Consider the following 15920-nt stretch of genomic DNA (forward strand, 5'->3'; position numbering starts at 1 on the left):
TTGGTAAAACTTCTTTTATTTACTTATTTGCTTTTAAATTAGAATAATTTTAGTATGTTTGCCACATTATTTATGAAAAACATGACTTTTGTATGAAAAAGCAAGACTTCCTCTTTATTTTTGTTCTGGTGATAATATTCCTGCCATTCTTTGTGAGTGAATCCATCTACAATTGGTATAAGTCTTTCAACGCTGCACATGGCATGGTAATGAGTTTCGTTAAATTCGGAATTCTTGCTACACTGGGTGAGATGCTGGGACTTCGTATCAGTGCCGGAGTCTATAACCGAAAAGGATTTGGCGTACTGCCGCGTGCCGTAGTGTGGGGACTGCTGGGAATGGGTATCAATGCGGCCATGATAATCTTCTCCAAAGGTGTGCCGCAATTCATGGAATATATGGGAATGGCAAATGCCGCCGCCATTATAAACGGAGAATTCTGCCTGGACAAATTATGGATAGCCTTCGCCATTTCAGTTGCTATGAATACCATTTTCGCTCCGGTATTCATGACATTCCATAAGATTACGGATACGCATATCCTGGATTGTGGCGGTTCGCCTCGCAGCCTCCTCACTCCTATCCCGATGACCCGCATCATTACGCATCTGAATTGGGATGCACAATGGAATTTTGTCTTCAAGAAAACAATTCCTTTCTTCTGGTATCCGGCACACACCATCACATTCCTCCTGCCGGGAGAAATGCGGGTGCTGTTTGCAGCGATATTGGGTGTGGTGCTCGGGGTATTGCTGGCTATTGCGGCTCGGATGAAATAATCCGGCCTATATATTCTCGAATGATTTCAAGCAAGTCTTGCGGATAAGGTATAAAGAACTTCTCTATCATTTTCGGATACTGAGGTACAAAGGGGTTGGGTATCATTGTGACAAGGGTATCCAATTCTGCCTTCCGTTGCTCTTCAGTCTCTGAGACGGCGTAGCGGATAGTCCACCAGAACAAGAAAGTCTGGTTAAGATACCCTTTGGGGGTGATGACTTGCAGTTGCTTGTAGCGCTCGGACTGTAACATGATTTTAATTCTTTTCTCCTGTTCTTTCTCACTGATGGAACATAGAATGTCATACCATTCATCAAACTCCTGACGCAAGCAGGCGACAAATGCCCATTCGGCAATTCTATATTTGGCAAATTCTGGAATCTTCTTTAGAAGTACGAAGATATGTCCTATATTCAATTCGCCTTTATATAAACCTTTGACTTTTGTATAGTCTTCAATGGAAGTGATTGTGTGTAAAAGGGAGTAATATATTTCCGGACTCATCGGCACATGGTGTTCATCGATGAATTTCAGAGTATTCTGAAGCACCAGTTTTTTGTTTGTTCTGTTGTTGGCCATGCGGCTGATGACATTGTTCCAGTAGATTTGTGTGCGTGCAATGGAAATATGTAAATCATCTTCCATCTCTTTTATACGGCTTTCGGCTTCTTCGAAGGTCATGCCGCGTTCCCGCATTTGATAGCATATGTCCTTCATAATTGGATAATGTTCGACAAATAGGTAGGGGTTGGGAATGACGGCTCCTACCTTTTTCAACATACAATATGAATCGTAATTGATAAAAACCTTTTTACTGATTGCTTGCTCTTGCAGCCGTTGGGCGTTTTCCTTATCATTCTGACGGAGCAATGCCTTCATGCAACAGAAGATAATTCCTCCATCATATACGCCCACGTCCAGCAGACAATACACATATTCCAGAATAGTGCTTTCTTTAATTTTCCACCCTTCCGATGTATAAATGGGAAAAGGCTGCGGAACGTTGTCTTGTGCTCTTCCGGCATAGTATCGCTGGATAAGCATTTGCTTCAATATATCCTTTGGCGCATCCAGGCTTTTCATTATTTCCTCATTTATAATCAGTTGTATTTCTTCCGGAGGAAGTGAACCTTGGGTGTGGTTGGTCAGGTGATAGAGTAAATGTTTATGTGTATAACTGTTCTGTTGTACGGTGTATTTTTCGGACATCCGCTTTATCATGTCCACTTTTTGTTCATAATAGGGATATATGAACCGGTTATTGATAATGATATTCAAGATATTGGCATCAGGATGATTGAGCAGTGACTTGTCCAGCCGGTTCTCGAAGAAATCCCTTGCGACTCCTCCTTCTTCCGGAGTCTTTACCTTATTGAACATTTCGGAGACAACGTAGGGCGAATGATTCAAAATCTGTTGTTCTTCCGGAGTAATACAATCGGGAGTTTCTCCGAACAGTGCCTGATACGCCTCTTCATAATTTGATATTTTCAGAATGAATTGTACGATTGTTCTTATATTTCGAGATTCATCGCCGTTTTGGGGACGATGTCTCTTCATATGTGCCTTGATTTCCTTTAGGGTCATGCGTTGGTATAGGATACCTTGTGTGTGCTGGCTCGGGTAATCCAGTAAAGACTGGTCTGCTTCCAGTAAATGGTATTTATGGAACAGTTCCTCGCATTCCTTAATCCCGCTATAAGTGGAGGTCGTATCCAATAAGTCGTTCAGGTAGATTTCACCCACTTTCAGTTTGGTCTTGTTTTCTTCTTCTTGCTGCTCCAACCTTTCCATAAAAGTGTTGAAGATTCCTTTGGCTTGCTCAAAATTTTTAGCCTTTTGGAGCATAAAGTTCAATGAGTAGCCATCACAGTTATTCCCCATACGGTTCCATAAATCATAGGCATAAGAGGACGGTATGTTTTCGAGTGCTCCATTCAACACTTCGGTCTTGTTCAGGAACATACTGGTATCCTCTTTTTTGTCGACAGACAGTTCTGTCAGTTCGTTGAAGAATGCAACCAGCTTTTCCGGCTGGCTGAATCTTTTGAAAACTTCCAGCCAGGTGTAGGGAGCAATAAAGTTGAAGAAAAAGACTGCATCGTCGTGGGGAACTACCCCTTTATCATTCTTCTGCAAGAAGTTCTTGATGTCGTGTATGTCAGCCAGAGTCTGTGCTTTATGCATAAGCTGCCTGGCGAAATTACGTATTCTTTTCTCTTTCAGTTCTGTCAGATAAGTCTCATTGTTGCTTTCCTGCCCATGGGCGCTCTCTGCAGAATCGGAGAAGAAATCATCTATGTCGTCATCATCGGCACTTGGGGAAGCTTCGTATATAAAGGAAGCGTTGAGGTATATTTCTTTGGCTTCGTCCATGTCGAGGAACCGTACCAATTCTGTCTGAAATTCAATATACGAGTTTTCTATATACTTGTCTTGCATTTGCCCTTGTTCATTGAGCAAATCCTTGTGTACAATGTCCTTATCTTGTTGTGTCTGCAGTCTGGGCAAAAGCCACCGCAGCACATTCAGCTCTCTCCTATTATATTTTTTTGTTAATTTCCAAATATGGATGGCCTCTGCATTGGTAGGAGCAAAATTGGCTATATTGCCAATATAGGCGTCCACCCAATCAATGGAAACGCCTTCCGGGTTTGTTCCCAGTTCCTTACTTGTATATAGCGTTTGTTCGTTTTTATAAATGCGGCTTACAACATCATTGATGATATACTGTTGGAGTTCGGGGGCATTTACCGAACAGTTTTTCACCCGATGCAGGATCTTGGTTGTATTTTTGAAAAAGTTCGGTCTGTCTTTGTAGTAGATATAGCGGAATATGCCCTTTATGGCTTTCTTTTCAGTTGCCAGTAGGTCATCGGACGGTTCACTGCTATAGTACTGGAAAACCTGGGTTACTATGATGTCTTCAACTTCAAATGTGTCCTTTTCAATGTCCTGATAATAAATCAAATCATCTACTTTGCCTGCCAATTCACAGATGGTGCTTCTGTCGGCCTTTTTGTAACTGTTCTCATAGGTGAATTTGAGGAAATCGAGCAATAGGTCTATTTTATTGCGGCTTCTCTTTTTCCACATCCACAAACATTTTATGGCGTGGCAGAGTTGTCGAAGCATGGATTTCTGCAGGTTGCTTAAATTGCTGTTCTGGAACTGGTTGTTATATCTGGTCTTGATTCTGTCTATGTCGAAAAACAAGGAACCGATAGTCATGCCGGCTTCGGGTCGGAGTTTAAGATAGCCGTATGTCCTAAGCTCGCGGGCATATTCATTTATTTTTTTGAAGGATAAAGGTTTGATGCCCACTTCGACTATGGCCGGAGGAACCATTTCATTGAAAGTAAGCATGGATTTCACTTCCTTGAAGCTATAGCTTGTAGTGGCAATAACCTTGAAGTCCGGATTGCCGATGTGAAGGATTTCCGATAACTTGCGAAGTAATTCTCTGTCAATGGGTATCGGCTTTTCATTCTCTTCTTTCCAAAACAACAGCTGCAAATCGTCCAGTAGAAGAATCTTTTTGCCATGCTGGAATTGGGATACAGAAAGCCGTTCTAACTGTTCTTTGGTCGTATCGGCATTCAAAATGACCACATAATATTCCTGAGGGAGCTTTTTCAGCATTCGGCAAACGGCAATAGTCTTTCCCGAAGTGGATTGACCGGTGACGATGATTGTCTTGTTTGTGCTGTCAAACTCCTCTTTAAGTTTGTTGTCTACTTCCGGACGGATAAAATAGTAGTCCAGGTTGCCTCTGCGACGGTTGGCTTGGCTGTTGGGAATAATTTTATCATACTCCATCTTATGGCAAGAGATTGCGCAAAAGGGATTATTGAGAAAACTTTCACGATCCTTGACCAACGCGTCCCTTAGCTGCTCCAGCGTATTGCACTGCTTCTCATACCGCTCGATAACGGTATCGTCGTCCAGGTGCTTTTGCATGTATTCCGCATAGAAGTCTTTCCATAAAGTAGTGTTTGTCCAGTCTTCCTGGGTGTATTCCAATGTCGGATTCTGATAGAAATAGATATGTTTGTTGGATGCATTTTCGATGGCAACATTAAACTCTCCGATGGTCTTGGAGCGTATCCAGTTTCCGGCGAAGAAGATGATGACGTCACATTGCCTTATCTCTGAATTTATGATTTCCTGCGTATCGCCTTTAGCTAAATCGTTGTCTCCATTTTTTTCGTGCCGGTGCACTACAATATTGAGTTCGCTGTTGTTTCTTTCCGTCAGGACTTTTTCCATTAAATCCCTTTCTTTCTGAAAACTCAGCGAAGAGGCTATAAATACATGGTATGTTTTCATAATATAGTGTTGGTTACTTTCTATGTGTTGTTGTTTACGACTAGCGGAATGCCGGCTGTGATACATCTGTCATACGCTTTTGAGCTTTCCTTCAATTCATCATACGGACGTATATCGGGATGCACAAAGCGTTTCTTTTTGAAGATGTCTCCCATTTCCTTGCTGCCATAGATTAACTCTTCTTCTTCGGCGGTGGGTTTACGGAAGCCAAGCAGCAGCTTCTCCATGTTCCAACGGTTATGTTCGACTTCGGCAAGCAATGTTATCTGGTCGTTGTCCAGTTTCACGTAACCATCCGTAATGCCTATGGAGCGTAGCTTGGGACTAATGGAATATGCACTGTACAAATTGGACCACTGAAGGGATACGGACAGTTTGTTCCATGAGTCTTTCAGCTCATTGTCAGGTGGGCATGATTGAGGCACATTTCCATATTTATTCTTGAAATCGTATATATAATTGATGATTTGTCCCTCCCTCCGGCTTTTTTTGTCCAAGTCGTAACAGTTGTCCAGCATTCCAAAAGGAAAAACATGGGAATATTTATGAATCGCTTCATCTTTCTTTCTACTGTTAAGCATATTGAGCAGTGCACTGGAGGTTTCCTGACGGACAAAAACTGGGATATTTTCATCATATACATCGTCCGGCAGATATAATCCCATTGCCATGCTTTGAGGAGGATAATTGAGACAGACGGCAATCGTCAATACCTGGTCTGAGTCATGTACCCATTCTTTAATTAGGTTCTGGATGGCAGGAGTTTCCGCACGGCCTTTGATAAATTCGAATTCCACATCCAGAAAGTCTGCATCTTTTCCTTTAAAACGGGTGGGAAGGACAAATCTCTCGTGCCTTTCGTCCTTGCTCATGTCGTAATAATGGGTAGACGATATCTCGAAATAATGGCGGTATCGTCCACAAAAGAAATTCATTTCCCGGTCGGCATTTTCATCAATGAAGGTAATGACACTTTTTATGTTCTTGTCCCGGCAGAAGTTTGGGAAATGCAACAGATGGGCAGCTTCCACTCCTATTGCCACTCCCATACGGCTCATACCGATGATAACAAGATGAACATGTTTTTCGCTTTCATAGGTTATTGCCTCACGGTCGAGAGGAGGATATTCAATACAGTTCTCCCCTTTTCCATATCGCCGGCTTACCAATATCTTTTGGGCCCAGCCCTCGTAGAAGTTAAAGGGATGGAATTCTATATATTTTCTCCATTCGGCAGACAAATCGGTCAGTTGGAAAGCGGCAAAAGTAGTCTGATATTCGAAAAGGACGGTGAATGGTATGAGGGAACATTTATTGCATCGTTTATGAATGTCAACTATCTTTTTCAGGCAGTCTATGTTCAGTGAGTCATGGTCATGTTCGTCTCTCTCTCCGATAAGGAATACTTCGCGCGCTTTGGTAGTATAGAGTTTTTCCAACTCCTCGATAGAGTCGCGCCGGGCACGCAGCACCACAATTCTTTTTTCGTTTTTGGCATCCAGTTCCGTATGGATTTTGCTACGGATTTCTTGTGCCGGTTGGGTACTCTGAATCAGAATATGGCAATTTCCATAATGTGTGTCATCGCAAATCTGCTGGATAAGAGTGGGGACCATGTTGTCAAAACCGATAATGACGATGTGGTTTTGCAAAGGGTAAACGATATCGCCTTCACGATATCGCTCAACTCTGCGTTCCAGCATATTGGAGATTACGGATATCAATAATCCGCAGAACAAAATTAATCCCAGCACTACGACCAATAGAGAGAACCAACGCAGATAAGGTGGTACTTCCACAATATTCCCCGGATCAATGAACAGACAAATCAACTGAAGCAAACGCCCCATAGGTACGTCTTTATCAATACCGGTCCATTCTTCAAGAGACGGCTCAGGAAAGATAAATGCAAAACTTACCAGATATATCAATAAGAAAACAGTTACTATGACTCCGAAAAGCCAAGCAAGCTGCCTCCATCCTTTTCCGGAAAAAGAGCGGTCAAAATGAAGGGCAAAAAGTCTTGTTAAAAGATTCATATTTGTTTTGTCATTAGACAGTTTCCTTTTTTTCAGTTTCTTGTTTCAATTCTTTTCTGATATTCTCTTTCAGTTTATTGATTTCTTTCTCATCGTTATTGATAATCTCCCGTTTTTCTTTTTCCTGGTACAAGGATGCAAGAATGTTTCTTTCTTGTTCCAGATTCAATGAGAATACATCTATTAATCTCTTGATACATAGAAAAAAACAGATGCATACGCTAAGGGAAATGATGGCATGGAGTGTCATCAGGTAGGTCATTCCACGCGATGGAAAGAATTGAATAAGGTTTTGGAATGTAGTGCATGTCACAATCAATGCTGCAACCAGAAAGAGAATGATAAAGGCAGGAATCACGAATTTCCACCAGTGCCGGATAGGATAATACTTGTTCTCACTCGTCCTCATAGTACTATAATAGATATTGGATTATTATTTCTTCTGTATGTCGAATCCCAGTTTCATAATCAGTTTCAGTGTCTGTATGGCTGTTTGCCGGTCGTATTCTCGTTCTGAGTCCGGTAACTCTTCGTATGGTACAAGTCCGGGATGTGTCTTTAATTCATCATTGCGTGTCTCTCCGTATTTCCATCCTTCTTTCACTCTTCCCAAAGCCCATACTTCATGTACATTGCGTGCCATGGCTTCTGTGAGTTCCGTCAAATTATCCGGTAAAGTGATATTTTCTGCGTTCAAAGGGGACGGTGTGTATGTTTTCATTTTCTGTTATTTAAAATGTGGAAGTAAAAAGTTTATTGGTAGCAATATTAGGCATTTCGGACGACAGAAACAAAAAAAAGGAAAGCTATTTCCAAAAAACATGCAGATTACAATGGAAAAAACATTGCAACCTGCATATAAATCGGGAGAAGCGGGAATTATAAGTTAGCTTCCGTCACCACCTGCCCGTCAAACAGATTGATGATGCGTCCGGCAAATCCGGCATCATGTTGTGAGTGTGTCACCATGACAATCGTAGTACCTTCCTTATTCAGTTCATTCAGTAGTTCCATTACCTCTTTTCCGTTCTTTGAATCGAGGTTACCGGTAGGCTCATCGGCAAGTATCAGTTTAGGGTTTGATACGACTGCACGGGCGATTGCCACGCGTTGCTGTTGTCCGCCGGACAATTGTTGCGGGAAGTGCTTGCTGCGGTGCATGATTGCCATACGCTCCATAGCGGTTTCCACCCGGCGCTTGCGTTCGGTGGCAGGAATGCCCATGTAGAGTAACGGCAGTTCGATGTTTTCGTATACATTCAGCTCATCAATCAGGTTGAAACTTTGGAATACAAAGCCGATGACTCCTTTACGCAAGTTGGTACGTTGGGCTTCTGTATATTTAGATACTTCCGTCCCATTCAAGTAATATTCTCCGGATGTAGGATTGTCCAACAGACCGAGGATATTCAGTAAAGTGGATTTTCCGCAGCCTGAAGGTCCCATGATAGCAACAAACTCCCCTTCTTTCACTTCAATGTTTACGTCGTTCAAAGCCAGAGTCTGTACTTCCTCGGTCTTGAAAATCTTCTGTAAGTTTACTGTCTTAATCATAATGCTTTGTTTTTATGGGTTATAAATATATTATTTCTTACTCGGATTTGATGCAGTCAATCGGATTTGTTTTGTTCAGCAAATAACTTTGCAGACACACTGTGACGGCAGATATTATCCAGACAATACATAGTGGCAATAGAAAGTCCATAACGGTGAAGGGGGCTTTATAGGCAAACTGTTCATGCCAATGGTGCATGAGCCAATAGACAATGGGGACAGCTAGAATATATGCAAGCAGAATTTGCAGGCAGAATGGTTTATTCAGCAACAGCACGATTTGTCGGGATGTTGCTCCATGAATCTTGCGAATGCTGATTTCGCGGATACGCTGGCGAGTGGCATACCATGAAATGCCGAATAAGCCGAAGCAGGTCAATATCAAGCCAATCAGAGAATAGGCGATAAGGAGTTTGGAGAGAGACAAGACTTTACCATTGCGTTTCATAAAGTCTTGGTGCATGTCTGTGTATTGAAATATCTCCCCTTCATTCATCTTTTCCCATATTTGGGCTATTTGATGTAGTGTTTCTTGTTTATTGCTTTCAATCAGCTTAATCTGCAGATAGTTGGCACCCGACATTCTCTCTGTAGGTGGAAGGTAAAGTATGACCGGGGTAATTTCATTTTCCAATGAACTGAACGGGAAGTCCTCTAATACACCGCCGATGATGTATAAAGAATCGGCAGACTGGTCAAATTCTTTCAAAGGTTTTCCAATGGCATTTATTCCTGCTGGAATCAGCATTCTGACATAGCTTTCGTTGACCAGTGCAGGATAGGCATATTGTTTTTGCAGTTGTTCGGGAGCGTTGCCGGACAAGAGTTTGAACCCCATCGTTTTTACCAGATTGGCATCACTATACAGCATTAATAGGTAGGAACTTTTTTCCGTACCGTCGGCTTGTTTGATGGATAGCTCACGTATCCATGAATTCAATATGGAGCCTTGTGACAGGGCGATGGACTCTATTCCTTGTACATGTTTCTCCAGCTCTTCTTTAAGTATTGTAGCCGGTGCGGCATTGAAATCTCCTATTTCAATCCGATTTTCGTAACAGTAGGCCCGTTCCTTGATGAGATTGATTTGTTCATTGGCAACGAGAGTAGCGAATATCAGCCCTATAGAAATGGAAAACTGAAGAATGACCAGCAAAGCTATGAAACGTTGTTTCTTTTTACCTCCGTAAAGTGTCTTGTATTCGCTGAATGAGAGTTGTGAAAGTCTATGGCTGATATACCAAGCAGGGACAATGGACATAACTAGTACAAAGAGCACTAACAAGGGTAGCATCTGTAGGCTGAAAAAGAAATGTACGTTTAAATGGGATGCAAATAATCCATTGAAAAAAGACAGACAGTCGTTGATGATGAGTAAAGATAATCCGAATGCCAGCAGCACAGTGAGGAATGCATCACCAAACAGTTGGATGCGGATATCCTTCAAGCTGCTTCCCATCAGTTTCTCCACATGTATCATTTTGAGCTGTTGCAATACACGGCTCAGGCTCATGTTGGTATAGTTGCAGCAGGCTATGATAAGTACCAACAAGGCGGCAGCAAGGCTGATATACAATAATTGCACATTACTTTGATTGATATACGGCAGAGGTTGTTGTGTATCGTAGTCCGGTGTAGTAAAGTAGATGTCGGACAGAGGGTCGACGTAATATTGTGTCTTTTCCGGAATCAAAGTGGGAATTTTGTCGTGGTTGATTTTTTCGGTAAACTGTTGGGCATCGGTATTTGGAATTAGTTTCAGAAACGTCATTCCACCCCAAAAGTCTTTGTTATTCCCGGTAATCATGTCGAATTGGAGCAATGATTGTGACCGTGACTTTAATATGGCTGCCACTTCATAACTTTGGGTATCAGTCATGGTTTTTATTTCCAGCAATTCTCCTAATGGATTTTTATCTCCAAACAGTTTATGTGCAAAAGCTTCACTGAGTGCTACTTTGCCCGGTTGTTCCAATACTTGCTTTAAACTACCGGCAATGGGATGATAGTGGAAGAAATGTTGCAAAGTAGTATCGGCAGATATAAAGGTTATATCGTGGTAAATCTCCCCTCCATATTTACAATATTGTGGAACCAGAGAATTGATACGCAGGTAGTCTTCCACTTCTGCATATTTTTCTTTCAGCATAGGGGGAATATTGGCATCAGCATAGGCCACCTTGCTTCCGTCCTGCATCGGATTATCCTGACGCAGACAGAAAATACGGTTCTTGTCCCGATTGCCACTCTCTATATTGTAATCATGTACATAATAGGTGAACAGCAAGTTTGTACATGCTAGCCCTATAGCCAGACTGACTATAGAAATGAAGAAGAAAACTTTGTTTCTCCACCAACTGCGGGTAATTATTTTTAGGATTGTAAGTATGGTCATAATCTTTAGGTAAATATATTTTCTTATTCGTTTTTAATGACTTCTGCCGGATTTGTCCTTGCTATTTTCAGAATACGGAAAATAATAGTCAGAGTAGTAATGACAGCTACGATTATGAAGATTGAAATCCAAAATAGCGGGCCATCATTAAAGAATACGATATACATGTTTTTCCATAACTGCAGTATGGCATAACATAAAGGAAATGCCATTGTTGCCGAGAGTACAAGCTGATAAATATACGTACGGGCAAACAATATGATAATCTGTTTCAATCCTGCACCATTTACTTTACGGATTGCCACTTCCTTTTGTCTGCGTTCCGTATCCAGTGTGATTGCCGAATAGACGCCTAATAAAGTGATTATAAGGCTGACAAATGAGAAGAATAAGATTATCCCTTTCATGTTGTTCTCGATGGCTTGCGCTTGGTGAATGTCTTCCTGCAAGGTCGAAATGTGTAATTGTATACTCGGTGGAAGATTCTCTTCCAGCATTTTCTTAACGAAAGCCTCTACTTCTTCTGCTTTTCCGGGTACACACTTCAAATAGCAATGACCTACATAATATTTGAAATCACAAGGCAGAAAGACGAAGCCCTGGCTCTGATTGTAAGTGTCGGCTACAAAATCGGAACAAATGCCGCATACCGTGTAGCTATCTTGATAATTGTACAAGGTGGTTCCCAGTAAATCCTTCTTTATACGTTCTACCAATTTACGGTCTGCTACCATGTCACTATTTGTCTTCAGGACATGCCCGGAGAGAATGGGGATATTCATAAACTCGAAAAAGTTATTAGGAACATTCATTATATTGACTTCAAGGCTACTTTCCCGGTTATCTTTTTCTGTCTGCATGCTTGTTCCCGAAATACCTTTCAGATAATTAATATCTGTCAGCATTTTATCTTTTATATCCGGATGTTGACTGATGCGCTCTATGAGAGCAAGCTTTTCGTCATTTTTCATAAAACGGTAATCCATAGGAATACTGATGATTTCGGACTTTTCTTTTTCTGTCAGTGTGTTGAACAGTGTGGAACCGGTCTTGTTAGCCTGCAAATATAAAGCGACTGTAAAGACTATGAATAACCAACAGATGAAAAATTGGATACCCAAAAGACAATTTCGTATCTTCTGTTTGTGGCGTTTGGATTTGTTCTTGTAAATACTTGACTGGATGGAGGCATGCTTCATCCTCCATACGGTAAACAAGCAGAGTAATAAGCATAGTAAAATAACGCCTGCCATATATTCTATTGTCTGTATCAATAATAGGTCCCGTTCAATGACTAATGTGAAATCAAATAAAGAGAATGAAAGGTAAGGGGTAAATATTTCTATCAGACAGAAAGTCAATAAGAAGGCTATGAACGAAATGATAATGGCTTGGGTAAAAAGTAACCAAAATAGTTTGTTGCCATTACTTCCATTCACTTTACGAATGCCGAACTCGTGCGAACGGTTCAGATAACTCCCCGTCAAAAAATGAAAAAAGTTGAGTAGACCAGTCAGTAGAATCAAAAGGCCGACAATGAATGTGATTCCGGCAAAGTAAGGGGCAACGGATTTCTCCCGAAAAAGTTTTCCGAAATTCGAGGCTGATACGGTATTTTTCTCATTGAATATTGTGTGCTTCAAGTCCATTGCACGGAAACTTGCTTCAAGTTGCGCGGATGTTTTGCCCGGACGAAGAAGAGCAAAAGTAAGTCCACCGGTCATACTGTCTCGTCCATCGAATTGTATAAGTCCTTCGCTGTCGTTCAAGATTAACATATCAATCTTTTGGAGAAAGCTAAGGCTGGTATTCAATGGAATATCTTCTATTATCGCTTGTATGGTATAGATGGTACCTCCTGTTCGTGGTGTGGTATCAGGTGAAGAGAAAAGCCGTTGTGCTAAGGTCATTCGCTTTCCTATCGGATTCTCTCCGAGACCAAATATTTTGTGTGCCAGAGAGCGTGTCAGTATCACGGCATTGGGAGTTTGCGATGCTACAGCCCATGAACCTTGTAATACTTCCGGGGTGAACACGCTATGGTAGGCTGTATCTACTTCCATAGCATATAAATCTTCGTAAGGCAGTTCTTCCTTGTCGATAGTTTCCACATTGTAGCTACGTGGGCGGGGATAGGCAACAAAAGTAAATGCTTCTACTTCTTGGAATTGCAATTGGCGCAGACTCTCAAACAACGTAGCGGGAGTTCCGGAATAAGGTTCTTCTGCTGGAGTGTATAGGTTTATGTCTGCAATGCGTTCCCAGTGGGTAAAGCACTTGTCGGTAGAATTTATATAGCGGCTGCAATATAGGCAGATACTAAAACAAAGTATACCTACCGACAGTCCGATGATAGAGATGATATTCTGTGCCTTGTACTTTAATAGGTTTCTGAATGCTGTTTTAATATAATGTCTTATCATAATAGTATCATTATTGTATTATTCGCTTTTGATTACTTCCGCCGGATTCTGTCGTGCAGCCTTTTTTACTTGATAAACCAATGTTAATATGGAAATTAATGATATGATGATTGCTGCAATAATAAACAACCAACTGCTGATGTTGGCTTTGTAGGCAAAATCTTTCAGATAAATGGTTATTCCCCAATAAGATATAGAAATGGCAATCAAAAATGACATTGCTAATATGATAATGTATTTTTTGAGTAATAACAATAAAATTTCCTTATGTGTAGCGCCATGTACTTTTCGTATAGCTATTTCCCGGTATCTTTGTTGTATGTCAAATAAGGACAATCCAAACAAAGCTATTGAGGATATTAGAATGGCCATAAAGGCGAAAAAGGAATAGGTAATAGTTATTTGCTTGTCTGACTTATAGAGATTCTCAACTTCCTGTTTTGCAAAAGTATAATTGAAGGCTCCATCAGCATTGTCGTTGTGTAGGTTTTCCAGGAAGGCAACGGCATCTTTTTGATGTCCTGGAGCAATTTTAGCTTGCAAAGGAATTTGTGAAAGATATGTTTCACCGTATATAAAAGCTATAGGAAGAACCGGTTGGGATAAATGTCCGCAATAAAAATCTTCGACGATACCTATAATCTGATAAGGGCTCAAATCCCTACGCGGCCATAAAGGTTGTTGGGGTTCCAGCCGGGCATTGATTGCGCTTTCGAGTCCGAAGAGTTGCATGGCTTTTTGATTGAGAATCAGTTTTGCTTCACCTTCATGGTCGATGTCGGCATCCCATAAACGTCCCTGGGATAAACGGAAGCCATGAAATCTTATTTCTTCTTCTGTTATGGGAATGCAATACAATTGTTTGAAATTGGCTTCTCCGAGCTTACGGAAAAGTACCGGAGATTCTGTGAAATATTCATAAGGGGATAAAGAGTAATTCCATGCCGTGAATAAAGGAGAGGCATTCATTGCAGTGGATATATTTTCTTTGGAGGCTTTGCGCAAGGAGGTCTGTTTCAGATATTCTGCTTCAGTGGTAGGCTGTTTGCGTTCATAGCGTTCAAAATGGACTTTAACGATAGAGTCTGTGTCATAGCCTAAATCTATATGAGTCATTTCATACAGTTGTTTGGCGAAGAACATGGAAACAACTATTAGAATGAATGCCACGATATACTGAATACTCAGATAGAGGTTTCTTACAACAGACGATTTTTCACCACTGCCTATTTTCCGTAATGAATGGATAGGCGTGTTGTATTTGAATTTAAAAAACGGATAGATTGAAGCTGTCAATGGCTGTAAAATCAGGATAGCTATGGTTATTCCTATGTCAAATATACCATTAGGTTGTTGAATGACATCAAAATATTTATTTAAGGGAAAGACGGAAATCTCGACAAGGAACCAGGCTATAAATAATGATACAAGTGTCAGACATAAATTCTCGATATATAGTTGGGAGAATAGCTGTGCTGAATTGTTTCCAAAAACCTTCTTTAGTCCGAATTCTTTGCTTCGTTTCAATAATACAACCGTATAAAGACTCATAAAATTGAAGATGCCTACAATTAAAATTAGTACAGCAACAAGTGCCAATAGATGTAGCTGTGGTAAATTCCCCCTTTGCAGCATGTCCTGCCAAACATCAATGGCTGGATGAAAATACACTTCACGCATGGGAAGCAGTTGATACCTGAATTCAACATCCGCAGCACGTGGAGATTGCCGGAACGCTGCATGCCGTGCATTTATCTTCGTAAAGGAAGCCCCTTTATGAATTAATGCCATTTTCATCGGGAAACGGAACTCCCAATCCTTCTGCAATGTTTCAGGAACAAGCAAGTCGAAATGAAGCGAGCGTTTCCCTCTGTCTTTGCCGATAACTCCGGTCACCGTAAGAGGGTCACCGGTAGAGTATTCAATGGTTTTGCCGATAGGATTTATGTTCCCGAATAGTTTCTCACTCAGCTCTTCTGTGATAAAGGCGGTTTGTGGAGACGCCGCCCATGATTCGGCTTTTCCATATTTCATGGGAAAATCAGTCACTATTAGAAACAAGCTGTCTGCTACAATCGTTTCTACATCAATATGTTTTTCTTCCTTTATGATATAGTCTTTATTGAACCATACGAAAGTGGACATCGCTTCTATGTCTGCATCTTCGAGGGGACCTCCGATAACTGCCGTTTTATTGTTGTCATCTTTGTATTCCTGCACCATGATGCCTATCCGGTCTTTGTTGGGACTATAACAATCTACATCATTTTCCTGCTTCACGTAGCGGAATATAATAATGACACAAGCCAAGCTCAGTGCCAGTCCGATAATATTGATTACCGTATATACTTTAAACCTACTTAATGTTCGGATATATAATAGTATGAGTTTCATATTCGT

Annotated in this window: 9 protein-coding genes; 1 reads left to right on the top strand and 8 read right to left on the bottom strand. The window is 41.1% G+C overall.

All coding sequences use genetic code 11. From position 1 onward, the window contains the following. Window positions 1–92: 92 nt before the first annotated feature. Window positions 93–779 carry a hypothetical protein gene (locus DWX62_RS11030; RefSeq protein WP_057089411.1) on the top strand — a complete coding sequence of 229 codons (687 nt, stop codon included), beginning with the start codon at window positions 93–95 and terminating at the stop codon, window positions 777–779. Here the strand turns inward: DWX62_RS11030 and DWX62_RS11035 are convergent. From DWX62_RS11035 to DWX62_RS11070, 8 genes are all read right to left on the bottom strand, one after another. Next, a complete protein-coding gene (locus DWX62_RS11035) occupies window positions 757–5109 on the bottom strand; it encodes a hypothetical protein (RefSeq protein ID WP_118274934.1) in 4353 nt (1450 codons plus the stop codon). The genes DWX62_RS11030 and DWX62_RS11035 overlap by 23 nt on opposite strands. A 20-nt stretch (window positions 5110–5129) precedes the next feature. Continuing rightward, window positions 5130–7148, bottom strand: coding sequence for a hypothetical protein (locus DWX62_RS11040; protein ID WP_044467872.1), 2019 nt, complete (start codon window positions 7146–7148; stop codon window positions 5130–5132). 13 nt (window positions 7149–7161) lie between these two features. After that, window positions 7162–7557: a hypothetical protein gene (locus DWX62_RS11045; RefSeq protein ID WP_034529763.1), complete on the bottom strand. Its 396-nt coding sequence runs from the start codon at window positions 7555–7557 to the stop codon at window positions 7162–7164. Window positions 7558–7581: 24 nt separating this feature from the next. After that, window positions 7582–7869 carry a RyR domain-containing protein gene (locus DWX62_RS11050; protein WP_005837162.1) on the bottom strand — a complete coding sequence of 96 codons (288 nt, stop codon included), beginning with the start codon at window positions 7867–7869 and terminating at the stop codon, window positions 7582–7584. 158 nt (window positions 7870–8027) lie between these two features. Then, the gene (locus tag DWX62_RS11055) at window positions 8028–8702 is read right to left on the bottom strand and encodes an ABC transporter ATP-binding protein (RefSeq protein ID WP_005837161.1); all 675 of its coding nucleotides are present in this window, start codon (window positions 8700–8702) and stop codon (window positions 8028–8030) included. 37 nt (window positions 8703–8739) lie between these two features. Further along, entirely contained in the window at window positions 8740–11097 is a 2358-nt protein-coding gene (locus DWX62_RS11060; protein ID WP_005837160.1) for an ABC transporter permease, read from the bottom strand. Window positions 11098–11120: 23 nt separating this feature from the next. After that, window positions 11121–13520 (bottom strand): ABC transporter permease, encoded by a 2400-nt coding sequence (locus DWX62_RS11065; protein WP_008664546.1) that lies wholly within the window; start codon window positions 13518–13520, stop codon window positions 11121–11123. A gap of 18 nt (window positions 13521–13538) precedes the next feature. Then, on the bottom strand, window positions 13539–15914 hold the full coding sequence (locus DWX62_RS11070; RefSeq protein WP_057281058.1) for an FtsX-like permease family protein: 2376 nt from the start codon (window positions 15912–15914) through the stop codon (window positions 13539–13541). Between the last annotated feature and the right edge of the window lie 6 nt (window positions 15915–15920).

This window comes from Bacteroides sp. AF20-13LB (assembly GCF_003603065.1).
Taxonomy (GTDB): Bacteria; Bacteroidota; Bacteroidia; order Bacteroidales; family Bacteroidaceae; genus Bacteroides; species Bacteroides uniformis.